Source organism: Enterobacter cloacae complex sp. 372C4, from assembly GCF_050030615.1.
Classification (GTDB): Bacteria; Pseudomonadota; Gammaproteobacteria; order Enterobacterales; family Enterobacteriaceae; genus Enterobacter; species Enterobacter intestinihominis.
Genome location: NZ_JBLGUQ010000001.1, coordinates 687,827 through 711,077, shown reverse-complemented (window position 1 = coordinate 711,077; position 23,251 = coordinate 687,827). Strand labels below are relative to the sequence as shown.

The following is a 23,251-nucleotide window of genomic DNA, read 5'->3' as shown; positions in this document are numbered from 1 at the left end:
ATTATGAGCAACATTATTAAGCAACTTGAACAAGAGCAGATGAAGCAGGACGTACCTTCCTTCCGTCCAGGTGACACCGTGGAAGTGAAAGTATGGGTTGTTGAAGGTTCCAAAAAACGTCTGCAGGCATTCGAGGGCGTGGTTATCGCTATTCGTAACCGCGGTCTGCACTCTGCATTCACTGTTCGTAAAATTTCCAACGGCGAAGGCGTTGAGCGTGTCTTCCAGACTCACTCTCCGGTAGTTGACAGCATTGCTGTTAAACGTCGTGGTGCTGTACGTAAAGCTAAACTGTACTACCTGCGTGAGCGTACTGGTAAGTCTGCTCGTATTAAAGAGCGTCTGAACTAAGATTCGCTTAAGCGACATCCTGTCAGAAAGGGCTGGCCGAAAGGCTGGCCCTTTTTTTATCCCATCGCACCTCTCGCGTTAACCCTTCCGTCATAAATCATTTACAATGTTCGCCTCTTGGGTGGAGGGTAAGTGGATAACGTACTGCATCAGCATAGCTGGAAACGCGCAGCGGCATTGACCGCGCTGTTTGCGATCTTGCTGATCGTCGTGGCGCCGCTGATCTCCGTCTCGCTGCAAAAAGATCCCATGAGCGCCATGCCGGGCATGCACCATGACATGAGCATGATGTCGATGGACGAGCATCATGGGGATATGCCGCATTCCATGCCAGTTGACCATGCGGAAGCCTGCGGCTACTGCGTGCTGTTAGCGCATGTGCCGGGCGTGATGCTGGCGCTTATCGTTCTGCTCAGCGTGGTGTTGCAGCGGCTGCGCATGAAGCCGCCTCGTCAGGCGGTCAGCCACTGGCACTTTTTCCCCTGGCTTTACCCCGATACCCGCGCGCCGCCGCGTCGGTCTGCTTTCTCCCTTTAAAACAAAATCACTCACTTTTTGCCTTAAAAAGGAAAAGTATGACTACCTGCACTCCGCGCGCGGCATGGGGAAACCTGCTGCGTCGCCTCCATTTCTATATCGGGCTGTTTGTTGGTCCGTTTATTTTCTTCGCAGCGTTGACCGGTACGCTGTATGTCGCCACGCCGCAGCTTGAAAATGCGCTGTACCATCATGCACTCCACACGGATGCCGTGGGTGAGGCGCAGCCTCTTGCTGCACAAATTGCCGCGGCCGAAAAGGCCGTAGAATCAGATCTGCGTCTGCATGCCGTTCGTCCGGGGCTGGAAGAGGGCGAAACGACCCGCGTGATGTTTGCCGACCCGGCGCTGGGTCCCTCCGAGCATCGGGCTATTTTTATTGATCCCGCCAGCCTTGAGGTTCGAGGGGATATGACCGTATACGGCACCAGCGGGATTTTACCGCTGCGTCAGACTATCGATTATCTGCATACCTCGCTGATGCTGGGCAACCTCGGGCGCCTCTATAGCGAGTTAGCCGCCTCGTGGATGTGGGTTGCTGCCCTGGGCGGGATCGCGCTGTGGTTCTATACCCGACCGAAGCGCCGTATTAACAATCGTTTCCAGAATCGTCGTCGCCTGCATGTGATCTTAGGCTGGACGTTACTGGCGGGAATGCTGCTGTTCTCAGTCACCGGGTTAACCTGGTCACAATGGGCCGGTGGCAACGTCGATAAGCTGCGTGCAGAGATGAACTGGCTGACGCCGCAGGTAAACACCACCCTTTCCGGTGCGCCGGAAATGATGGATGAACACGCCGAACATCGTGGTCATCACGGCGGAATGTCGATGCCTGAAATGCATGTTGAACTGTCGCTTTTTGACAGCGTATTGCAGGCCGCCCGCCAGTCAGGAATTGATGCTAACAACGTTGAGATCCGTCCGGCAAGCAGGGTCGACCAGGCCTGGACGGTGACGGAAATCGATCGCCGCTGGCCGACGCAGGTTGATGCCGTTGCCGTGGACCCCCACTCTCTGAAGGTGCTGGACAGGACTCGCTTTGGGGATTTCCCGCTGATGGCTAAACTCACCCGCTGGGGCGTGGATTTCCATATGGGGATCCTGTTTGGTCTGGCAAATCAGCTGCTGCTCATCGCGTTTGGCGTTGCGCTGTGCGTGCTGATTATCTGGGGATACCGGATGTGGTGGATGCGTCGTCCTGCGACGTCAGCCGCGAACCCGGTACAGACGCTCTGTCAAAGCTGGCTGGCATTGCCGCTGTGGGGAAGGGGAGTGACGTTCATGATAAGCCTCCTGCTGGGGCTGGCGTTGCCGGTAATGGGCGTCAGTCTGGCGGTATTTATCGTGATTGACTGGCTGCGCTGGCGAGCGGCTTCAGGCGTGTCGCTCGCCGGCACATCCGCTAAATAGCCTTAAGGCGTGCTGATAACTACCGCAACACGGCGGTTTTCAGCGCGCCCTTGCGCAGTACGGTTGCTGCTGAGAGGGTATTTTTTGCCTAAACCCCGCGTACTGAGGTTGCTGCGCGGGATGTTCGCGCCCTTCGCCCAGGCATCCGCTACTACATTGGCACGTTTTAACGAAAGCGCTTCGTTGTAGCTCTCTTCGCCATAGTTATCCGTATGGCCGTCCATCCGGGCGTGATTCAGACCGGTTGCCGCCAGACGTGAGGCCATAGTCTGGATCTGCGTTTCACTTTCCGGACGCAGTCTGGCGTCATTTTTATCAAACAGGATCTTATCCGACAGGCCCAGGGACCAGTCGCCATTCAGTTCGTTAAAGCCGTAGGACTTCATGGCCGCGATTTGCTCTGGTGTGAATTTACCCTCCGGCGTCTGGCACCCGGACATAACCAGAGATGCCAGTAACAACGGCGCGATGTATCGCTTCAACATATCGTCTTCATTTCAGGGTATTGTTTTCGAACGCTGGTTTTTGACCAGGTACATATTGCGATCGGCTTGCTCCAGTAATGCCTCGACGGAGGCATTTTCCCACGCCAGAGCAAAGCCAATGCTGAGTGACATTGATGCTGTGTGTCCGTTATGCAGATCAAACGGACGGATAAATTGCTGCGACAGCGCAGCGCAAATATATTCGACCTCACGCGCGGTGTGGACGCCATAAAGGATCATGGCAAACTCGTCGCCGCCAAGACGGTAAGACTGATGACGTTTTTCGCCAAATTCGACCATCCTTTTTGCGGCTTCGATCAGTACGCAGTCGCCCGCGGCATGGCCCCAGGTGTCGTTAATAAACTTGAAGTTATCACCATCCAGGAAGAGCAGGGCAGAATTGGTCTTTGCCGAAGCGTCATTCATTAAGGCCGCAATGTTGTTGCGAAACGCGGCGCGGTTTGCAAGCCCCGTGAGCGGATCGTGCATGGCGGTACGCAACAGTTGAGCGTTTTTCGCCTGTAGCTTGAGCTGCCACTCTTCCATTTCATCCAGCAGGCTGTTGAAGTCTTCACCAAACTGGTGGAACTCTTCGATGCGGCCTTCCGTTACCCGGCGAGAGAAGTTGCGGTTGGTACGGACGTCATGCACAACGTCAGTGATGTTTTGCATTTCAACAACCATGCCATGATGTAGCGAGCGGGTGATGGTCAATGCGACGGCAGAGGCAAAAAGAATGCAGCCGGTGAGGACCGCAAATGAGAGCCAGATAAAGTGGCTAATCAGGCTGTCTCGTGCGGTCAGACGAATTTCGCCAATCACATTACCGTTATGTATGATGGGCTGTGCGACAGGAACAGGGAACAACCACCGGTTGACCAGCGCGCCCAGCGTGTCGGTATTATCCGCCGGGTTCCACGACCACCAGGCAAACCGTTTATGATGTGCATTAAGCACTTCCGCCACGGCAAATTGCCCCTGCTTGCCGAGGGTCGCCAGCGTTTCATTTGCCGCCACGGCATCGTTGAACACCAGAGAGGCCTCAAGGCTGTGGCTCATGGTGGCGCCGGTGAGTTCGAGGTTTTTTTGCGCGTATTGCTTTAATGTCACCACGGAAGCGAAACACAGCAGCAACCATATAAACGTCATCGTAATAATGACGCTTATCATGCTGATTCGCCGCAACGTTCTTTTAAACGTCGGACGCGGTGTTGGTGTGACTTCCTTATTCATGCTTCTTATTCCGTGCGAGCATTAATACATCCGGATTGACTCTTACGCCACTGCGCGTCAGCGCATCCAGATTTACGGAAAACCTGACCTTGTTGTGCTCTATTATCAGACAAAATGCGCTGCCAATAACGCATTCAGGATTTTGCTCTGACATTAATAGCAACGCCTGGCCCTGATAGTGATTTATTATTTCCTGTTGTTTTGCCGGTGATTCGCTCCCGAAATAGAGGGCATCGCACCTTGCTGTGAGTGCTTCCCGATCGCTATGCACAATGACAGGACTATAGGGCAACGGGTTATTTACATCTTCACTGCTGAGCGCCTGTCTGTAACGGGAAGAGGCATAAATACAGAGCTTAGGCTGGCCGGAAAGTGCTGGCCATCGGGTGTAGCTTACAATACCAGAAACAATCGAACGTACCGATTTATCCGTTTCCGTGAGCGAGCCTGCCCATGCAGGGTTCACCAAAATGAACAGCATTAGCGCCAGGGGGAGGTGAAGCAAAGCGATCAAGAATGTATTTCTCATCAGAATCCGCCAAACCGCCCCGGAAATAGATGCCCTTATGAATTTCCGGCAGAATACCATTCTTTCTCAAAGCCGTCATTATGTCAGAAATATCCCTGTCTTGACCTAAGCTAAATCTTACAGAGCACGATATTCAAAGTAATTTAGGCAGGCTCAATTAAGTCTGCTGGAATTCATACTTTTATTCATTTTTTGTTGCCAGGATTTATGTAGCCACGCAACTTTCCCTCAATTCACCCGAGGATAATTAAGCTAACGGCCAGCGCCGGGATAGCGTGCCTGGTGTGAGCGTAGACTGGCGTTAAAAGCGTATGTGTAATTTTATGTTTACGATTTTAACCTGTGATTTGGCATTTAAATGGCTGCTGTAAAATAATCTGTACGTATTTTGGATTGAAATCTTTACTTGATGTGTTATCGTTGTGTCACCTCTTCGAGGAAAACCACTATCGCAAACGAGTTTTACAGGATCGCAATCATGCAAAAAGACGCGCTGAACAACGTACATATCACTGACGAACAGGTGTTAATCACCCCGGATCAACTGAAGGCGGAATTCCCGCTGAGCGTCGCGCAGGAAGCTCAGATTGAGCACTCTCGCCAGACCATTTCTGACATTATCGCAGGCCGCGATCCGCGCCTGCTGGTGGTATGTGGTCCTTGCTCCATTCACGATCCTGAAACCGCCATTGAGTACGCTCGTCGATTTAAAGCATTAGCGGAGGAGGTCAGCGATAGCCTCTATCTGGTGATGCGCGTCTATTTTGAAAAGCCACGTACAACGGTTGGCTGGAAAGGGTTGATTAACGATCCGCACATGGATGGCTCGTTTGATGTGGAAGCGGGCCTGAAGATTGCGCGTCGCCTGCTGGTGGAGCTGGTCAGCATGGGGCTGCCGCTGGCAACCGAAGCGCTGGATCCGAACAGCCCGCAGTACCTCGGCGATCTGTTTAGCTGGTCTGCGATTGGGGCGCGCACCACCGAGTCACAAACCCACCGCGAGATGGCGTCTGGCCTGTCTATGCCGGTTGGTTTTAAAAACGGTACCGACGGCAGCCTGGCCACGGCGATTAACGCCATGCGCGCCGCCGCTATGCCCCATCGTTTTGTCGGGATCAACCAGGCGGGCCAGGTATGCCTGCTGCAAACGCAGGGCAATCCGGACGGGCATGTGATCCTGCGCGGTGGTAAAGCGCCAAACTACAGCCCGGCGGATGTCGCGCAGTGTGAAAAAGAGATGGAACAGGCGGGACTGCGTCCGGCGCTGATGGTAGATTGCAGTCATGGTAATTCGAATAAAGATTACCGTCGCCAGCCTGCGGTTGCAGAATCTGTGATTGCACAGATTAAAGATGGTAACCGTTCAATTATCGGCCTGATGATTGAAAGTAATATTCATGAAGGCAATCAGTCATCGGAACAGCCGCGTAGCGCGATGAAGCCCGGCGTCTCCGTCACGGATGCTTGCATCAGCTGGGAAACCACTGATGCGCTACTGCGTGAGATCCACAAAGATTTGAACGGCCAGCTGGCGACGCGTCTGGCATAAGAGGATAGTTATGGTTGCTGAATTGACCGCATTACGCGATCAAATTGATGAAGTGGATAAGGCGTTGCTGGACCTGCTGGCGCGCCGCATGGCACTGGTTGCTGAGGTCGGCGAAGTTAAAAGCAAATACGGCCTGCCAATTTACGTTCCGGAGCGTGAGGCCTCTATGCTCGCCTCCCGCCGTAAAGAGGCACAGGCGCTGGGCGTTTCACCGGACTTAATTGAAGATGTCCTGCGTCGTGTGATGCGGGAATCCTATTCCAGCGAAAACGATAAGGGCTTCAAAACTCTCTGTCCGTCGCTGCGTCCGGTGGTGATTGTCGGTGGCGGCGGCCAGATGGGGCGTCTGTTTGAAAAAATGCTGACGCTTTCTGGCTATCAGGTGCGCATCCTGGAAAAAGAGGACTGGCCGCATGCGCCGGAACTCATGAAGGATGCCGGAATGGTTATCGTCAGCGTACCGATTCATGTGACGGAGCAGATTATCGCGAAACTTCCTCCGCTGCCGGAAGATTGCATTCTGGTGGATCTGGCGTCCGTTAAAAATGGCCCTCTACAGGCAATGCTGGCGGCGCACACCGGGCCCGTGCTTGGGTTACACCCGATGTTTGGCCCGGACAGCGGCAGCCTGGCGAAGCAGGTAGTGGTTTACTGCGACGGTCGTCAGCCGGAAGCGTATCAGTGGTTCCTGGAACAGATTCAGGTCTGGGGGGCACGTTTGCACCGTATCAGTGCGGTTGAGCACGATCAGAACATGGCGTTTATTCAGGCGCTGCGCCACTTTGCAACCTTCGCCTATGGTCTGCACCTGGCGGAAGAGAACGTTCAGCTTGAACAATTGCTGGCGCTTTCCTCGCCAATCTATCGTCTGGAGCTGGCGATGGTCGGGCGACTGTTTGCCCAGGATCCACAGCTTTACGCCGACATCATCATGTCGTCTGAAAATAACCTGGCGCTGATCAAGCGCTACTATCAGCGTTTTGGCGAAGCGATCACCTTGCTGGAACACGGCGATAAACAAGCGTTTATCGACAGTTTCCGTAAAGTGGAGCACTGGTTCGGTGATTACGCCACGCGATTCCAGAGTGAAAGCCGCACGCTGTTGCGCCAGGCAAATGACAGTCGCCAGTAATCTGATGATGTATATACTGAAAGCCAGCAATGCTGGCTTTTTTCATTTTGGGGAACTGTCATGGCTGAACCGCAGCTGCTGTTGAACTATACCGGGCATCTGCCCGAATGCCCGACGTGGAGTGCTGAAGAGAAGGCGCTCTACTGGGCGGATATTCTGGAAGGGGAGATTCATCGGTACCATCTGCCCACCGCGGAACACTCGGTGCTCTCATTCCATGAAGAAGTTGGGTGTTTTGCCCTGCGTGAACGCGGCGGATTTATCGTCGCGATGCGAAACGCCATCTGGCTGACCGATAAACACGGCCTGCTCCAGCGTAAGGTTTGCGATAACCCGTCCAACCCGCAGCTTGCACGCTTTAACGATGGAGGCACCGACCATCAGGGACGGTTTTATGCGGGCACGTTCTGGGGGCCGGGAGATTATAACGGCGCCATGTTGATGCGTATCGACAACGACCTGACACCGAAAGTGATCCAGTGCGATATTCAGGGGCATAACGGTTTAGCGTTTAGCCCTGACAAACGGTGGATGTTTACTTCTGATACGCCGAACGGTGTGATCTACCGTACGCCGCTTGATAAGCAGGGGGAACCCGGTAAGCGCGAAGAGTTTCGCCGTTTTAGCGAGGGAGAGGGTATACCCGACGGAGCGGCAATGGATGAGGAAGGCTGCTACTGGAGCGCACTGTTTGACGGCTGGCGTATCGCACGGTTTTCACCGCAAGGCGAACAGCTGGAAGAATACCGGCTGCCGGTACGCTGCCCGACAATGGTCTGCTTTGGCGGCGACGATATGAAAACGCTGTTTATCACCACCACGCGGGAAAATATGGAGGCGGAGGAGCTGGCGAAATACCCGCTTTCCGGTGCCATCTTCACCCTGCCTGTAAATGTGGCAGGGATGAAGAAAAGCCGCTTTATCGAACATTAAGCCGGATCGACCGGGACCACGTTTTCGCTCGGATAGCAGCCCAGTACCTTCATGGAGCGTGTGATCTCGCCCAGTTCGCGCAGGGCTTTCTGCATGGATGCAGACTCCAGGTTGGCCTGAACGTCGAGATAGAACATCTCTTCCCACGGGTTGCCATGTATTGGGCGGGATTCCAGCTTCGTCATGATCAGGTTGTGATTACGCAGCACCAGCAGCGCTTCAACCAGCGCACCCGCCTGCTGGCCGGTCGCCATCAGCAGGGTGGTTTTCGCCGGGACCTGGTCCGACACGTTGATGGCCTTGCGGGCAAGAACCACGAAACGGGTGATATTTTGCGTCTGGTTGGCCAGATTGCGTTCCAGCACCTGTAAGCCATACAGCGCGCCGCCCGCTTCGCTACCGAGTGCCGCGACGGCAGGAGAGTTTGCCTGCGCCACTTTTTCCATCGCCGCCGAGGTGCTTTCGGTGTACTCAATTTTCCAGTGCGGATAACGGTTCAGGAACTGGCTGCACTGCTGGAACGGCTGCGGGTGGCTGTACACCGTTTCGATCTGACTCAGATCGGTTGAGCCAGAGACCAGCACGCAGTGATCGATAGGAATAGTCAGCTCACCGACCAGCGACAGGCTGGTGTGCTGGAGCAGATCGTAAACATCGTTGATGGCGCCGGAACTGGTGTTCTCAATAGGCACCACGGCGTAATCTGCCTGGCCGGTTTCGACCTGGTTGAAGATGTCTGCAAATTTTGCACAACCGCTCTCAATGAACTCTTCGAAATGACGGGCTGCGTACTGGCGAGCCGCCAGGTGAGAATAAGAACCTTTCGGGCCGAGGAAAGCGATCCGAGCAGAGTGCGGGTTGGTTTTGTTCAGATGCTGCTGGAGCAGGGCCTGTTGCGTCAGAACGGAATCTTCAATGATGAGCTGGAACAGGCGGGTGATGTAGTGGGCATCAAGATGATGCGCTTTGCCGAGCTGTATCAACCGTTCCAGTAAATCACGCTCGCGATCGATATCGCGCACCGGCCGATGAGAATCCAGCTTGGCTTTGCCAACTTCAATGGCGAGCGCGCGGCGTTCTGCCAGCAGGGCCAGTAACTTTTCGTCGAGTGCACTGATTTTTACGCGTAAATCCAGGAGCGGGTTTTCCGGTGTCATAGTGTTGTCTGTCTCATTTTATCGTTATCAATAAAAAAGGCCTCCCGCTGTGGGAGGCCTTGTTGTTCGTCTTCGCATTCTTTATCACACGACGAAACGCCTCCCGGTCAGGGGAAGGTAAAAAAGAATGCGAAGAAAAACGGCGTCTGTTTCATTAGGTCATCCTGAAATTGATAGGGTTAAAGTACCTGTACTGTTTTGATCCTGTCAATAAAAAACGCGCCCGAAGGCGCGTTGTCGGTACACTCAATTTAAAGGATTACTCTTCTTCAACTTCTTCCGCGAAGCTGGCGTCTTTCACCGATGTTGTGGCGCGACGGGCTTCACCTTTGTGTTGCACTTTATTGAGCTGCCGTTCCAGCTTGTTGATCAAATCGTTAATTGCGGTGTACATATCCTCGTGTTTAGCGCTGGCGACCAGATGGCCGTTTGGAGTATTGATAGTTGCATCAGCGACGAAACCCTGCGGCTCCTTGGACAGGATGATATGTGGATTAATCAAATGTGTTTGCCATTTATCCAGTTTGGCGAGACGGTCTGCGACGTGCTGGCGGATTGCCGGAGTAATTTCCATTTGTTTACTGGTAATGTTCATTGTCATAAATTTTACCTCTTGTCTTTCCGTCTTGGTGATTCCAGCATACCCGACCTAATGTCAAAATGTGTGATTTAGATCACGTTATTTTGTCGGTTTTTGTCAGGGAATCTTTTTTGTGAGGCAGGGCAGGAAGAGGTGAGATTTACCTTGTCGAAGCCAGCAATTGCGGTCATAGTTGACTGGATGTGTTGAAGCTAAACCGCTTCAGCGTAAGTTTGAAAGAATAAAAAAACGGCAGCCTGCGGGCTGCCGTTATGCGTTGTAGCGGTATCAGGTGTTGCTGCTGTTCGCGGCGATGATTTTCGCCACTTTGTCAGCCTGAGCCGTCATCTGCATCTGGCGATACGCATTCTCCATCAGCTTCAGGCCATCACGCGTGGCCTGGGTATCTGGATAATCACGCAGCATGCCTTCTACACGGTTAACCACGGCAACCCATGCGCCACGGCGAGTGTAGTATTCCGCGACGGAGTACTCGTATTTCGCCAGACGATCTTTCAGGAACACCAGACGCTTAGTGGCATCGGTAATGTACTGGCTGTTCGGGTAGCTACGCACCAGTTTGGAGAAGTCATTGAAAGCATCACGCGCATGTTGCGGGTCACGGTCAGAACGATCCACCCCGAAGAAGCCCTGCAATGCACTGTCATCCAGCGCCATGTTAGTCAGGCCGCGCATGTACATCACGTAATCGATGTTAGGATGGGTAGGGTTCAGACGCATGAAACGATCGATCGTTGCCTGAGCCAGCGGCAGATCGGCATTTTTATAGTAGGCGTAGATAAGATCTAACTGTACCTGCTGTGAATACGGACCAAACGGATAGCGATTATCCAACGCTTCCAGTTGCGTTATCGCCTGTTTCCAGTTACCGTCCTGCAACTTTTGTTGTGCAGTCGCATAGATTTCATTCGGCGGATTGTCAGGGACCTGTTCATTCGAACCGGAGCAGCCCACCAAAGCCAGGCTCAACGTGGCCGCTGCCACCAGATATTTCATGCGCGTCATGACGTTTTGACTTTCCTCAAATGTTTGTCCGGGAGAAACTCAGTTCCTGCTCCCGATTAAGACCAGCTACAATAGCACACTATATTAAACGGCAAAGCCGTAAAACCCAACGTTAAACGAAGAAGCAGTTTATGGCACAACGAGTAGAACTCACCGCAACAGTCTCCGAAAATCAGCTCGGTCAACGCTTAGATCAGGCTTTGGCCGAATTGTTCCCTGATTATTCGCGTTCACGTATAAAAGAATGGATCCTTGACCAGCGCGTGCTGGTAAACGGCAAGATCTGGGACAAACCAAAAGAGAAAGTGTTTGGTGGGGAAGCTGTCGCCATCAATGCTGAAATCGAAGAGGAAGTCCGCTTCGAGCCGCAGGATATCCCGCTGGATATCGTCTACGAAGATGACGATATTCTGGTCATCAACAAACCGCGTGACTTTGTCGTCCATCCGGGCGCGGGTAATCCTGACGGTACGGTACTTAACGCACTCCTTCATTATTACCCGCCGATAGCTGACGTACCGCGTGCCGGTATCGTTCACCGTCTGGATAAAGACACCACGGGTCTGATGGTGGTGGCGAAGACGATCCCCGCCCAGACTCGACTGGTGGAATCTTTGCAGCTGCGCGAAATCACCCGTGAGTATGAAGCGGTGGCCATTGGTCATATGACCTCTGGCGGCACGGTGGAAGAGCCGATTAGTCGTCATCCAACCAAGCGTACGCATATGTCCGTGCACCCGATGGGTAAACCGGCGGTAACCCATTACCGCATCATGGAACATTTCCGTATTCATACGCGCCTGCGTCTGCGTCTGGAAACCGGGCGTACTCACCAGATCCGCGTGCACATGGCGCATATTACCCATCCGCTGGTGGGTGACCCTGTTTACGGCGGTCGTCCGCGTCCACCAAAGGGCGCATCGGATGAATTCATCTCCGTGCTGCGTAAATTCGATCGCCAGGCGCTGCATGCGACGATGCTACGTCTTTACCACCCAATCACCGGAATTCAGATGGAATGGCATGCGCCTATCCCACAGGATATGGTGGAACTTATCGACGCGATGCGCGCAGATTTCGAAGAACATAAGGATCACGTGGACTGGTTATGACCAAACTGATTGTCCCGGAGTGGCCGCTGCCTGAAGGCGTGGCCGCCTGTAGCTCGACCCGTATCGGTGGCGTGAGCCAGGGTGCGTGGGCGTCTTTGAACCTCGGTGCGCACTGTGGCGATAACCTGGAGCACGTCGAAGAGAACCGTAAACGTCTGTTTGCTGCGGGAAACCTTCCTTCAAAACCGGTCTGGCTTGAGCAGGTGCACGGTAAAGCGGTGCTGAAGCTTACGGGTGAGCCCTATGCGTCTAAACGCGCCGATGCTTCGTACAGCAATACGCCGGGAACGGTTTGCGCGGTGATGACCGCTGATTGCCTGCCGGTGTTGTTTTGTAACCGTGCCGGTACGGAGATTGCAGCAGCGCATGCGGGCTGGCGTGGCCTGTGTGAAGGCGTGCTGGAAGAGACCGTTGCCTGCTTCCAGGACGATTCTGCAAATCTCATCGCCTGGCTTGGCCCGGCGATTGGCCCGCAGGCATTTGAAGTGGGGCCTGAGGTTCGGCAAGCTTTTATGGAAAAAGATCCTCAGGCGGTTAATGCGTTTGTGGCATCCGGCGATAAATATCTGGCCGATATTTATCAGCTTGCCCGCCAGCGCCTTAATAATGTCGGCGTGACCCAGATCTTCGGCGGCGATCGCTGTACATTCACCGAAAAGGGTGATTTTTTCTCCTGGCGCCGTGACAAGACGACAGGCCGTATGGCAAGTTTCATTTGGCTGATATAACCTAAAGAATCAAGACGATCCGGTACGCGCCGTTTTCTTTTCACATAATTCAGGTTATTAACCTTGAATAATTGAGGGATGACCTCATTTAATCTCCAGTAGCAAATTTGACCTGTTATGGGAGGAGTTATGCGTCTGGATCGTCTTACTAATAAATTCCAGCTTGCTCTCGCCGATGCCCAGTCCCTCGCACTGGGGCACGACAACCAATTTATCGAACCTCTTCATTTAATAAGCGCCTTGCTGAATCAGGAAGGGGGATCGGTACGTCCTTTGTTAACGTCCGCTGGCATTAATGCCGGCCAGTTACGCACCGCCATCGATCAGGCGCTGAGTCGTTTACCGCAGGTAGAAGGTACCGGTGGCGACGTACAGCCGTCACAGGATCTGGTGCGTGTACTGAACCTTTGCGACAAGCTGGCGCAAAAACGTGGGGACAACTTTATTTCGTCAGAGCTGTTTGTTCTGGCGGCGCTTGAATCACGCGGTACTTTAACCGACCTGCTGAAATCCGCCGGTGCAACCACCGCTAATGTGACCCAGGCGATTGAGAAAATGCGCGGAGGTGAAAGCGTGAACGACCAGGGAGCCGAAGACCAACGTCAGGCTTTGAAAAAATTTACGGTCGATCTGACCGAACGTGCCGAGCAGGGCAAACTTGACCCGGTAATCGGTCGCGACGAAGAAATTCGCCGGACTATTCAGGTACTGCAACGCCGTACCAAAAACAACCCGGTGCTGATTGGTGAGCCTGGCGTCGGTAAAACCGCCATCGTTGAAGGGCTGGCGCAGCGTATCGTTAATGGCGAAGTGCCCGAAGGGCTGAAAGGCCGTCGCGTACTGGCGCTGGATATGGGCGCGCTGGTGGCCGGGGCGAAATACCGCGGTGAATTTGAAGAGCGTCTGAAAGGCGTGCTGAACGATCTGGCGAAACAGGAAGGCAACGTCATCCTGTTTATTGACGAACTGCACACTATGGTGGGGGCAGGTAAAGCTGACGGCGCAATGGATGCAGGGAACATGCTGAAACCTGCGCTGGCACGTGGTGAACTTCACTGCGTCGGTGCCACTACGCTGGACGAGTATCGTCAGTACATTGAAAAAGATGCCGCGCTGGAGCGACGCTTCCAGAAGGTGTTTGTCGCAGAACCAAGCGTTGAAGATACCATCGCGATTTTGCGTGGTCTGAAAGAGCGTTATGAGCTGCACCATCATGTGCAGATCACTGACCCGGCCATCGTTGCGGCGGCGACGCTTTCGCATCGTTACATTGCCGACCGTCAGTTGCCGGATAAAGCCATCGACCTTATCGATGAAGCGGCGTCCAGCATCCGTATGCAGATTGACTCGAAACCGGAAGAGCTGGACCGACTCGATCGCCGCATTATTCAGCTCAAGCTGGAACAGCAGGCATTGAACAAAGAGTCTGATGAAGCGAGTAAGAAACGCCTCGATATGCTCAACGAAGAGCTGGATGAGAAAGAGCGTCAGTATTCTGAGCTGGAAGAAGAGTGGAAAGCAGAGAAAGCCTCCCTCTCTGGCACCCAGACAATCAAGGCGGAGCTGGAGCAGGCGAAAATTGCCATTGAGCAGGCGCGTCGCGTAGGGGACCTGGCGCGGATGTCCGAGCTACAGTACGGCAAGATCCCTGAGCTGGAAAAACAGCTTGAGATCGCCACGCAGTCGGAAGGCAAAACCATGCGTCTGTTGCGTAATAAAGTGACGGACGCCGAGATTGCCGAAGTGCTGGCGCGCTGGACGGGGATTCCTGTAGCTCGCATGATGGAAAGTGAACGCGAAAAACTGCTGCGTATGGAGCAGGATCTGCATCAGCGCGTCATTGGCCAGAACGAAGCGGTCGAAGCGGTATCTAACGCCATTCGTCGTAGCCGTGCGGGGCTGTCCGATCCGAATCGTCCCATCGGCTCGTTCCTGTTCCTGGGGCCAACCGGTGTCGGTAAAACCGAGCTGTGTAAAGCGCTGGCTAACTTTATGTTCGACAGCGATGACGCGATGGTGCGTATCGATATGTCCGAGTTTATGGAGAAACACTCTGTCTCGCGTCTGGTCGGTGCGCCTCCGGGATATGTCGGTTATGAAGAGGGCGGTTACCTGACGGAAGCGGTTCGTCGTCGTCCTTATTCCGTCATCCTGCTGGATGAAGTGGAAAAGGCTCATCCTGACGTGTTTAACATTCTGTTGCAGGTGCTGGATGATGGACGCCTGACGGACGGGCAGGGAAGAACGGTCGATTTCCGTAACACGGTGGTGATCATGACCTCGAACCTGGGTTCCGATTTGATTCAGGAACGCTTCGGTGAGCTGGATTACAGCCATATGAAAGATCTGGTGCTGGGTGTGGTCAGCCAAAACTTCCGTCCGGAGTTCATCAACCGTATTGATGAAGTAGTCGTGTTCCATCCGCTGGGTGAGAAACACATTGCGTCGATTGCGCAGATCCAGTTGCAGCGTCTGTACAAGCGTCTGGAAGAGCGTGGGTATGAAATCCACATCTCGGATGATGCGCTGAAACTGCTGAGCGAGAATGGTTACGATCCTGTTTATGGCGCGCGTCCGTTAAAACGTGCAATCCAGCAGCAGATCGAAAACCCGCTGGCGCAGCAAATCCTTTCCGGGGAGCTGGTTCCGGGCAAAGTTATCCGTCTGGAAGCCAACGAAGACCGAATTGTGGCAGTGCAGTAAGTCACAAAACGCAAAAACGGGCCGCTTGCGGCTCGTTTTTGTTTAAAAACCAGGCAAGAATTAAGGTCTGAGATGTGTTTTGCCTGGAAAGTGAGCAGTCAGTAAATAATTTTCACTTTGCACTTGCAGCCTCAGAAGAACTCCCTATAATGCGCCTCCACTGACACGGAACAACGGCACGCAAGCCGCCGGGTCAGCAGAGAAAAGCAAAATAAACGCTTGACTCTGAAGCGGGAAAGCGTAATATGCACACCCCGCGCCGCAGCGAAAACGTAGCGGCACTGCTCTTTAACAATTTATCAGACAATCTGTGTGGGCACTCAAAGTGACATGGATTCTTAATGTCCTCGGACACTAAATGAATACCAAGTCTCAACGAGTGAACACGTAATTCATTACGAAGTTTAATTCATTGAGCATCAAACTTTTAAATTGAAGAGTTTGATCATGGCTCAGATTGAACGCTGGCGGCAGGCCTAACACATGCAAGTCGAACGGTAACAGGAAGCAGCTTGCTGCTTCGCTGACGAGTGGCGGACGGGTGAGTAATGTCTGGGAAACTGCCTGATGGAGGGGGATAACTACTGGAAACGGTAGCTAATACCGCATAACGTCGCAAGACCAAAGAGGGGGACCTTCGGGCCTCTTGCCATCGGATGTGCCCAGATGGGATTAGCTAGTAGGTGGGGTAACGGCTCACCTAGGCGACGATCCCTAGCTGGTCTGAGAGGATGACCAGCCACACTGGAACTGAGACACGGTCCAGACTCCTACGGGAGGCAGCAGTGGGGAATATTGCACAATGGGCGCAAGCCTGATGCAGCCATGCCGCGTGTATGAAGAAGGCCTTCGGGTTGTAAAGTACTTTCAGCGGGGAGGAAGGCGACAGGGTTAATAACCCTGTCGATTGACGTTACCCGCAGAAGAAGCACCGGCTAACTCCGTGCCAGCAGCCGCGGTAATACGGAGGGTGCAAGCGTTAATCGGAATTACTGGGCGTAAAGCGCACGCAGGCGGTCTGTCAAGTCGGATGTGAAATCCCCGGGCTCAACCTGGGAACTGCATTCGAAACTGGCAGGCTAGAGTCTTGTAGAGGGGGGTAGAATTCCAGGTGTAGCGGTGAAATGCGTAGAGATCTGGAGGAATACCGGTGGCGAAGGCGGCCCCCTGGACAAAGACTGACGCTCAGGTGCGAAAGCGTGGGGAGCAAACAGGATTAGATACCCTGGTAGTCCACGCCGTAAACGATGTCGACTTGGAGGTTGTGCCCTTGAGGCGTGGCTTCCGGAGCTAACGCGTTAAGTCGACCGCCTGGGGAGTACGGCCGCAAGGTTAAAACTCAAATGAATTGACGGGGGCCCGCACAAGCGGTGGAGCATGTGGTTTAATTCGATGCAACGCGAAGAACCTTACCTACTCTTGACATCCAGAGAACTTAGCAGAGATGCTTTGGTGCCTTCGGGAACTCTGAGACAGGTGCTGCATGGCTGTCGTCAGCTCGTGTTGTGAAATGTTGGGTTAAGTCCCGCAACGAGCGCAACCCTTATCCTTTGTTGCCAGCGGTTAGGCCGGGAACTCAAAGGAGACTGCCAGTGATAAACTGGAGGAAGGTGGGGATGACGTCAAGTCATCATGGCCCTTACGAGTAGGGCTACACACGTGCTACAATGGCGCATACAAAGAGAAGCGACCTCGCGAGAGCAAGCGGACCTCATAAAGTGCGTCGTAGTCCGGATTGGAGTCTGCAACTCGACTCCATGAAGTCGGAATCGCTAGTAATCGTGGATCAGAATGCCACGGTGAATACGTTCCCGGGCCTTGTACACACCGCCCGTCACACCATGGGAGTGGGTTGCAAAAGAAGTAGGTAGCTTAACCTTCGGGAGGGCGCTTACCACTTTGTGATTCATGACTGGGGTGAAGTCGTAACAAGGTAACCGTAGGGGAACCTGCGGTTGGATCACCTCCTTACCTTAAAGAACCTGCCTTTGCAGTGCTCACACAGATTGTCTGATGAAAAGTAAATAGCAAGGCGTCTTGCGATTGAGACTGTACGTCCCCTTCGTCTAGAGGCCCAGGACACCGCCCTTTCACGGCGGTAACAGGGGTTCGAATCCCCTAGGGGACGCCACTTGCTGGTTCGTGAGTGAAAGTCACCTGCCGTCATATCTCAAAACTGACTTGCGAGTCATGTTTGAGATATTTGCTCTTTAAAAATCTGGATCAAGCTGAAAATTGAAACGACACACAGCTCATGTGTGTTCGAGTCTCTCAAATTTTCGCAAGTCGATGGTGAATCGAAAGAAACATCTTCGGGTTGTGAGGTTAAGCGACTAAGCGTACACGGTGGATGCCCTGGCAGTCAGAGGCGATGAAGGACGTGCTAATCTGCGAAAAGCGCCGGCGAGGTGATATGAACCTTTGACCCGGCGATGTCCGAATGGGGAAACCCAGTGCAATCCGTTGCACTATCGTTAACTGAATACATAGGTTAACGAGGCGAACCGGGGGAACTGAAACATCTAAGTACCCCGAGGAAAAGAAATCAACCGAGATTCCCCCAGTAGCGGCGAGCGAACGGGGAGCAGCCCGGAGTCTGAATCAGCTTGTGTGTTAGTGGAACGGTCTGGAAAGTCCGACGGTACAGGGTGATAGTCCCGTACACGAAAGCACACATGCTGTGAACTCGAAGAGTAGGGCGGGACACGTGGTATCCTGTCTGAATATGGGGGGACCATCCTCCAAGGCTAAATACTCCTGACTGACCGATAGTGAACCAGTACCGTGAGGGAAAGGCGAAAAGAACCCCGGCGAGGGGAGTGAAAAAGAACCTGAAACCGTGTACGTACAAGCAGTGGGAGCCTCTTTATGGGGTGACTGCGTACCTTTTGTATAATGGGTCAGCGACTTATATTCTGTAGCAAGGTTAACCGTATAGGGGAGCCGAAGGGAAACCGAGTCTTAACTGGGCGTTAAGTTGCAGGGTATAGACCCGAAACCCGGTGATCTAGCCATGGGCAGGTTGAAGGTTGGGTAACACTAACTGGAGGACCGAACCGACTAATGTTGAAAAATTAGCGGATGACCTGTGGCTGGGGGTGAAAGGCCAATCAAACCGGGAGATAGCTGGTTCTCCCCGAAAGCTATTTAGGTAGCGCCTCGTGAACTCATCTTCGGGGGTAGAGCACTGTTTCGGCTAGGGGGCCATCCCGGCTTACCAACCCGATGCAAACTACGAATACCGAAGAATGTTATCACGGGAGACACACGGCGGGTGCTAACGTCCGTCGTGAAGAGGGAAACAACCCAGACCGCCAGCTAAGGTCCCAAAGTCATGGTTAAGTGGGAAACGATGTGGGAAGGCACAGACAGCCAGGATGTTGGCTTAGAAGCAGCCATCATTTAAAGAAAGCGTAATAGCTCACTGGTCGAGTCGGCCTGCGCGGAAGATGTAACGGGGCTAAACCATGCACCGAAGCTGCGGCAGCGACGCTTATGCGTTGTTGGGTAGGGGAGCGTTCTGTAAGCCGTTGAAGGTGTCCTGTGAGGGGTGCTGGAGGTATCAGAAGTGCGAATGCTGACATAAGTAACGATAAAGCGGGTGAAAAGCCCGCTCGCCGGAAGACCAAGGGTTCCTGTCCAACGTTAATCGGGGCAGGGTGAGTCGACCCCTAAGGCGAGGCCGAAAGGCGTAGTCGATGGGAAACAGGTTAATATTCCTGTACTTGGTGTTACTGCGAAGGGGGGACGGAGAAGGCTATGTCAGCCGGGCGACGGTTGTCCCGGTTTAAGCATGTAGGCGGAGGTTCCAGGTAAATCCGGTACCTTGTTAACGCTGAGGTGTGATGACGAGGCACTACGGTGCTGAAGTGATAAATGCCCTGCTTCCAGGAAAAGCCTCTAAGCATCAGGTAACACGAAATCGTACCCCAAACCGACACAGGTGGTCAGGTAGAGAATACCAAGGCGCTTGAGAGAACTCGGGTGAAGGAACTAGGCAAAATGGTGCCGTAACTTCGGGAGAAGGCACGCTGATGTGTAGGTGAAGTCCCTGCGGACGGAGCTGAAATCAGTCGAAGATACCAGCTGGCTGCAACTGTTTATTAAAAACACAGCACTGTGCAAACACGAAAGTGGACGTATACGGTGTGACGCCTGCCCGGTGCCGGAAGGTTAATTGATGGGGTTAGCGGCAACGCGAAGCTCTTGATCGAAGCCCCGGTAAACGGCGGCCGTAACTATAACGGTCCTAAGGTAGCGAAATTCCTTGTCGGGTAAGTTCCGACCTGCACGAATGGCGTAATGATGGCCAGGCTGTCTCCACCCGAGACTCAGTGAAATTGAACTCGCTGTGAAGATGCAGTGTACCCGCGGCAAGACGGAAAGACCCCGTGAACCTTTACTATAGCTTGACACTGAACACTGGTCCTTGATGTGTAGGATAGGTGGGAGGCTTTGAAGCGTGGACGCCAGTCTGCGTGGAGCCAACCTTGAAATACCACCCTTTAATGGCTGGTGTTCTAACGTAGACCCGTAATCCGGGTTGCGGACAGTGTCTGGTGGGTAGTTTGACTGGGGCGGTCTCCTCCCAAAGAGTAACGGAGGAGCACGAAGGTTGGCTAATCCTGGTCGGACATCAGGAGGTTAGTGCAATGGCATAAGCCAGCTTGACTGCGAGCGTGACGGCGCGAGCAGGTGCGAAAGCAGGTCATAGTGATCCGGTGGTTCTGAATGGAAGGGCCATCGCTCAACGGATAAAAGGTACTCCGGGGATAACAGGCTGATACCGCCCAAGAGTTCATATCGACGGCGGTGTTTGGCACCTCGATGTCGGCTCATCACATCCTGGGGCTGAAGTAGGTCCCAAGGGTATGGCTGTTCGCCATTTAAAGTGGTACGCGAGCTGGGTTTAGAACGTCGTGAGACAGTTCGGTCCCTATCTGCCGTGGGCGCTGGAGAATTGAGGGGGGCTGCTCCTAGTACGAGAGGACCGGAGTGGACGCATCACTGGTGTTCGGGTTGTCATGCCAATGGCACTGCCCGGTAGCTAAATGCGGAAAAGATAAGTGCTGAAAGCATCTAAGCACGAAACTTGCCCCGAGATGAGTTCTCCCTGAGACTTTAAGTCTCCTGAAGGAACGTTGAAGACTACGACGTTGATAGGTCGGGTGTGTAAGCGCAGCGATGCGTTGAGCTAACCGATACTAATGAACCGTGAGGCTTAACCTTACAACGCCGAAGCTGTTTCGGCGAAGAGACAGACACGATTTTCAGCCTGATACAGATTAACAGAATTTGCCTGGCGGCTTTAGCGCGGTGGTCCCACCTGACCCCATGCCGAACTCAGAAGTGAAACGCCGTAGCGCCGATGGTAGTGTGGGGTCTCCCCATGTGAGAGTAGGGAACTGCCAGGCATCAATCAGAAAGAACCCCGTACCGGAAGGTGCGGGGTTTTTTGCTTTGTGCACGGAAAAACATGCCGGATGGCGGCTTCCCCTTATCCGGCCTACAATTGTTAAAAGATTTTAACAATGGTGCCGCTTTGACTCGTCCTTTTGATTACCAACAAGATTTTGCAAATATAAATTTTCGCGAACATCCCGAACGGTATCAGGTTGGCCGGGGTGAGCAGGGCGTATTGATGGTCGAGCCTTATAAAAGCGAAATCCTTCCACACTGGCGTTTTAAAAATTCCGAAGTCGCAGCGCGTTCGGCACAAGAGATATACGCTCTCTTTGAAGAGTACCGCAGTAAAAACGATTTTGTAGGCATGGATATGGCGCGTAAATTCATACAAATGGGCTATACCCGCGCCCGGCGATACGCGAATCATAAGGGCGGTAAAAAGTATGATGCGGAACGACAAGTCAAACCCCTCGATCACGATCCAGTGAAAGCAGAAGCAGCCGCAGTCTTCAAAAAGTGGTGGGATAAAATTCGTGCAGACGAAGATTACTTGCAGCGAAAAAAGGCCCACCAGCAGTCCTGGGGATAATTACTGCGTCCGCTAATAATTAGATAGCTGATCGAGTTCACAAAACGCAATGAAACATATTGGAAACATTTTATTTACCTAACGATTCGTTTTAAATCCGGTTTTACTGTTTGTGGGCAAAGGCCCGCAATGTGAGACAGGGGATATTAAAATGACAGAAACCGTAGCCAGTGCAGATACGGATAACACCAATTTGGCAGGTAAGGATACTCGCCGTCGGGTTTGGGCAATCGTTGGGGCCTCATCAGGAAACCTTGTAGAGTGGTTTGACTTTTACGTCTATTCATTTTGTTCACTCTACTTTGCGCATATCTTTTTCCCGTCAGGGAACACCACAACTCAGCTTTTGCAAACCGCAGGCGTTTTTGCCGCCGGGTTCCTGATGCGCCCTATCGGTGGATGGCTATTCGGCAGGATCGCGGACAGGAAAGGGCGCAAGACATCCATGCTCATCTCTGTATGCATGATGTGCGTCGGCTCGCTGGTGATTGCCTGCCTGCCCGGTTATGAGACTATCGGAACATGGGCACCGGCGTTGTTGTTGCTGGCACGTCTGTTCCAGGGGCTATCCGTCGGTGGCGAATATGGCACCAGTGCGACATACATGAGCGAAGTGGCTGTTGAAGGGCGCAAAGGTTTCTATGCATCATTCCAGTATGTAACCCTCATTGGCGGACAGCTACTGGCGTTACTGGTTGTGGTGATCCTTCAACAGATCCTTAGCGATGAAGATTTACGCGCCTGGGGCTGGCGCATTCCGTTTGCCCTGGGGGCAGCCCTGGCGGTTGTGGCGCTGTGGCTACGCCGTCAGCTTGATGAAACCTCCCGACAGGAGGTCAGGGCGCTGAAAGAAGCTGGTTCGATGAAAGGGCTGTGGCGTAACCGCAAAGCATTTTTGATGGTATTAGGCTTTACCGCCGCAGGCTCGCTAAGCTTCTATACCTTCACCACCTATATGCAAAAATATCTGGTCAACACTACGGGCATGCATGCAAACGTTGCGAGTGTCGTCATGACGGTGGCGTTACTGGTCTTTATGCTCATCCAGCCGATTGTCGGCGCGCTGTCGGACAAAATTGGTCGCCGTACCTCCATGCTGATCTTTGGCGGCATGCTCACCCTGGGTACCGTTCCGCTTTTGACGGCGCTACAGCATACAACCTCTCCGTATGCCGCTTTCGCTTTAATCATGGTGGCGCTCATTATTATCAGTTTTTACACGGCAATCAGTGGCATTTTGAAAGCGGAAATGTTTCCCGCACAGGTGAGGGCGCTGGGCGTAGGCCTCTCTTATGCGGTCGCGAATGCCCTGTTCGGCGGTTCGGCGGAGTATGTCGCGCTATCGCTTAAGTCGTGGGGCAGTGAAACGACCTTCTTCTGGTATGTCACCGTAATGGGAGCGCTGGCGTTTATTGTCTCGCTGATGCTGCATCGCAAAGGAAAAGGTATCCGCCTTTAATAATGTGCCATCTGCCAGACGGCGTAGCCGGTTGTTGCGCCGGCTACGTCCCACGCAAAATCTTTCCAGCTCCAGCCACTTCCCGAGGGGCGGCTATCCCAAAGTTCTTTTGATGCCCCCAGGCTGATGGAGAACATCAGGCCTATTGTGGCACTTCGATCCCTGCTATAACCCTGGTGCAGCGCATACTCATTACCCGCAGCGGACATCATTGCAGACGCCAGAAAGTGCTGAGCTTTATCCTGACCCGACCAGTTATCATTAGCCATATGGCTGCAACCTGTCAGCAAAAGAGGGATTATCAGGCAAGGCGTACGCATTAACAGGCTCCAT

Annotated in this window: 19 protein-coding genes, 1 tRNA gene, 3 rRNA genes and 1 other annotated feature; of the genes, 15 read left to right on the top strand and 8 right to left on the bottom strand. The window is 53.3% G+C overall.

Annotated features, from left to right (window positions below; genetic code table 11):
- The first annotated feature begins 3 nt into the window (after positions 1 to 3).
- The 3 genes from rplS (at position 4) to ACQG11_RS03350 (ending at position 2,297) form a co-directional block, all read left to right on the top strand.
- Positions 4 to 351: a 50S ribosomal protein L19 gene (rplS, locus tag ACQG11_RS03360; RefSeq protein WP_002914145.1), complete on the top strand. Its 348-nt coding sequence runs from the start codon at positions 4 to 6 to the stop codon at positions 349 to 351.
- 132 nt (positions 352 to 483) lie between these two features.
- Positions 484 to 888, top strand: coding sequence for a DUF2946 domain-containing protein (locus ACQG11_RS03355; RefSeq protein WP_022649065.1), 405 nt, complete (start codon positions 484 to 486; stop codon positions 886 to 888).
- 38 nt (positions 889 to 926) lie between these two features.
- Entirely contained in the window at positions 927 to 2,297 is a 1,371-nt protein-coding gene (locus ACQG11_RS03350; protein ID WP_426728177.1) for a PepSY-associated TM helix domain-containing protein, read from the top strand.
- A gap of 2 nt (positions 2,298 to 2,299) precedes the next feature.
- Here the strand turns inward: ACQG11_RS03350 and ACQG11_RS03345 are convergent, their stop codons facing one another.
- The 3 genes from ACQG11_RS03345 to ACQG11_RS03335 are packed head-to-tail and all read right to left on the bottom strand — an operon-like array spanning position 2,300 to position 4,544.
- Complete coding sequence (locus ACQG11_RS03345) at positions 2,300 to 2,782, bottom strand: OmpA family protein (RefSeq protein WP_426728176.1); 483 nt, start codon at positions 2,780 to 2,782, stop codon at positions 2,300 to 2,302.
- A 12-nt stretch (positions 2,783 to 2,794) separates the two neighbouring features.
- A complete protein-coding gene (dgcN, locus tag ACQG11_RS03340) occupies positions 2,795 to 4,015 on the bottom strand; it encodes a diguanylate cyclase DgcN (protein WP_045308387.1) in 1,221 nt (406 codons plus the stop codon).
- Positions 4,008 to 4,544: a YfiR family protein gene (locus tag ACQG11_RS03335; RefSeq protein ID WP_426728175.1), complete on the bottom strand. Its 537-nt coding sequence runs from the start codon at positions 4,542 to 4,544 to the stop codon at positions 4,008 to 4,010. Before ACQG11_RS03335 ends, dgcN begins: the two co-directional genes overlap by 8 nt.
- Positions 4,545 to 5,022: 478 nt before the next feature.
- Here ACQG11_RS03335 and aroF point away from each other — a divergent pair, with 478 nt between their 5' ends.
- The 3 genes from aroF to ACQG11_RS03320 are packed head-to-tail and all read left to right on the top strand — an operon-like array spanning position 5,023 to position 8,158.
- Positions 5,023 to 6,093 carry a 3-deoxy-7-phosphoheptulonate synthase AroF gene (aroF, locus tag ACQG11_RS03330; RefSeq protein ID WP_006811632.1) on the top strand — a complete coding sequence of 357 codons (1,071 nt, stop codon included), beginning with the start codon at positions 5,023 to 5,025 and terminating at the stop codon, positions 6,091 to 6,093.
- 10 nt (positions 6,094 to 6,103) lie between these two features.
- Positions 6,104 to 7,225, top strand: coding sequence for a bifunctional chorismate mutase/prephenate dehydrogenase (tyrA, locus tag ACQG11_RS03325; RefSeq protein WP_022649060.1), 1,122 nt, complete (start codon positions 6,104 to 6,106; stop codon positions 7,223 to 7,225).
- Between the two features lie 60 nt (positions 7,226 to 7,285).
- Positions 7,286 to 8,158 carry an SMP-30/gluconolactonase/LRE family protein gene (locus tag ACQG11_RS03320; RefSeq protein WP_023306734.1) on the top strand — a complete coding sequence of 291 codons (873 nt, stop codon included), beginning with the start codon at positions 7,286 to 7,288 and terminating at the stop codon, positions 8,156 to 8,158.
- Here the strand turns inward: ACQG11_RS03320 and pheA are convergent.
- The 4 genes from pheA to bamD form a co-directional block, all read right to left on the bottom strand.
- Positions 8,155 to 9,315, bottom strand: coding sequence for a bifunctional chorismate mutase/prephenate dehydratase (gene pheA, locus ACQG11_RS03315; RefSeq protein ID WP_023306733.1), 1,161 nt, complete (start codon positions 9,313 to 9,315; stop codon positions 8,155 to 8,157). The genes ACQG11_RS03320 and pheA overlap by 4 nt on opposite strands.
- A 30-nt stretch (positions 9,316 to 9,345) precedes the next feature.
- Positions 9,346 to 9,471 (bottom strand) — a sequence feature (Phe leader region).
- Positions 9,423 to 9,470 (bottom strand): pheA operon leader peptide PheL, encoded by a 48-nt coding sequence (gene pheL / locus ACQG11_RS03310; RefSeq protein WP_100229775.1) that lies wholly within the window; start codon positions 9,468 to 9,470, stop codon positions 9,423 to 9,425. It overlaps the preceding feature by 48 nt.
- A 103-nt stretch (positions 9,472 to 9,574) precedes the next feature.
- A complete protein-coding gene (gene raiA / locus ACQG11_RS03305) occupies positions 9,575 to 9,916 on the bottom strand; it encodes a ribosome-associated translation inhibitor RaiA (RefSeq protein ID WP_006811628.1) in 342 nt (113 codons plus the stop codon).
- 267 nt (positions 9,917 to 10,183) lie between these two features.
- On the bottom strand, positions 10,184 to 10,921 hold the full coding sequence (gene bamD, locus ACQG11_RS03300; protein WP_003863164.1) for an outer membrane protein assembly factor BamD: 738 nt from the start codon (positions 10,919 to 10,921) through the stop codon (positions 10,184 to 10,186).
- Positions 10,922 to 11,052: 131 nt separating this feature from the next.
- Here bamD and rluD point away from each other — a divergent pair, with 131 nt between their 5' ends.
- From rluD to ACQG11_RS03255, 9 genes are all read left to right on the top strand, one after another.
- On the top strand, positions 11,053 to 12,033 hold the full coding sequence (rluD, locus tag ACQG11_RS03295) for a 23S rRNA pseudouridine(1911/1915/1917) synthase RluD (RefSeq protein ID WP_022649057.1): 981 nt from the start codon (positions 11,053 to 11,055) through the stop codon (positions 12,031 to 12,033).
- Positions 12,030 to 12,761, top strand: a complete 732-nt coding sequence (gene yfiH / locus ACQG11_RS03290; protein ID WP_023298396.1) for a purine nucleoside phosphorylase YfiH — start codon at positions 12,030 to 12,032, stop codon at positions 12,759 to 12,761. Before rluD ends, yfiH begins: the two co-directional genes overlap by 4 nt.
- Before the next feature lie 129 nt (positions 12,762 to 12,890).
- Positions 12,891 to 15,464: an ATP-dependent chaperone ClpB gene (gene clpB, locus ACQG11_RS03285; protein ID WP_426728174.1), complete on the top strand. Its 2,574-nt coding sequence runs from the start codon at positions 12,891 to 12,893 to the stop codon at positions 15,462 to 15,464.
- Between the two features lie 429 nt (positions 15,465 to 15,893).
- Positions 15,894 to 17,435: ribosomal RNA gene (locus ACQG11_RS03280) — 16S ribosomal RNA — on the top strand.
- A gap of 84 nt (positions 17,436 to 17,519) precedes the next feature.
- A tRNA-Glu gene (locus ACQG11_RS03275) sits at positions 17,520 to 17,595 on the top strand.
- Between the two features lie 192 nt (positions 17,596 to 17,787).
- Positions 17,788 to 20,693 (top strand): 23S ribosomal RNA (locus ACQG11_RS03270).
- Positions 20,694 to 20,762: 69 nt separating this feature from the next.
- Positions 20,763 to 20,878, top strand: a 5S ribosomal RNA gene (gene rrf / locus ACQG11_RS03265).
- The 16S, 23S and 5S rRNA genes sit together here with 1 tRNA gene alongside, the layout of an rRNA operon.
- A 128-nt stretch (positions 20,879 to 21,006) precedes the next feature.
- Positions 21,007 to 21,459, top strand: coding sequence for a DUF4385 domain-containing protein (locus tag ACQG11_RS03260; RefSeq protein WP_032622345.1), 453 nt, complete (start codon positions 21,007 to 21,009; stop codon positions 21,457 to 21,459).
- 151 nt (positions 21,460 to 21,610) lie between these two features.
- Positions 21,611 to 22,918: an MFS family transporter gene (locus ACQG11_RS03255; protein WP_023300743.1), complete on the top strand. Its 1,308-nt coding sequence runs from the start codon at positions 21,611 to 21,613 to the stop codon at positions 22,916 to 22,918.
- Here the strand turns inward: ACQG11_RS03255 and ACQG11_RS03250 are convergent.
- On the bottom strand, positions 22,915 to 23,238 hold the full coding sequence (locus tag ACQG11_RS03250; RefSeq protein ID WP_022649053.1) for a YfiM family lipoprotein: 324 nt from the start codon (positions 23,236 to 23,238) through the stop codon (positions 22,915 to 22,917). The genes ACQG11_RS03255 and ACQG11_RS03250 overlap by 4 nt on opposite strands.
- Positions 23,239 to 23,251: the final 13 nt, after the last annotated feature.